Source organism: Vibrio sp. 1078-1 (assembly GCF_033340475.1).
Map to the genome: position 1 here is coordinate 1 of NZ_JAWOWM010000445.1, position 654 is coordinate 654.

Consider the following 654-nt stretch of genomic DNA (forward strand, 5'->3'; position numbering starts at 1 on the left):
AATAGATGGCGAATAAAAGGTGAAGTAATAAAAAAGGCCACTGAATACCGGTACCAGAAACGTGAGTACATGAGCGCACTTGAGAGGGAATTTACGGAAAATGCTTACGCCATATAACGTGAGCAAAAAGCCGATGATAATGATGGTATTGGAAAGAATGATCGTCAGCCAATCTGGGGCTGAGTCACGAAATCCCAATAAAAAAGGGCCTAAGCCAATAAACAGCAGAGAAATGGCGAACGTTTTTAATCCTTTAATTTTGCTCTGAGTATATTGATAGCAAAGCAGGCTAATAGCATAGATACAAGAAAACAAAATGATAATAAAGTTGAGGGTTCTTATATCTAAATAGTGACTCTCCATATGTGCTCCACAACGAACCATTACTCGGGCAACTCCTTTGCCCGTCATCAATAAACGTCCAGTATGTTAGCGTAATTATAGAATGATGTCTTAAGTTAAGCGGCTATTCGTTGACCAGCTCGAATTCTTTGATTTCTTCTGCTTTTTTAGTGAACAAAAGTCCGATCGTTGCCATGATGACACTAGGTACAATCCAGCTCGCGAACTCATTATACAAAGGCATGTTGTGGCTCATCCATTGGTCTACGGCTTCTGGCATGTAGCCCAAAATGTGCAGAGCATCGACACAAC

General features: G+C 40.7%; 2 pseudogenes. Both read right to left on the reverse strand.

Annotated features, from left to right (window positions below):
• Window positions 1-363 (reverse strand): annotated as a pseudogene (locus R7190_RS28100) (GGDEF domain-containing protein); the annotation flags it as partial.
• 103 nt (window positions 364-466) lie between these two features.
• A pseudogene (locus R7190_RS28105) lies at window positions 467-654 on the reverse strand (branched-chain amino acid transport system II carrier protein); the annotation flags it as partial.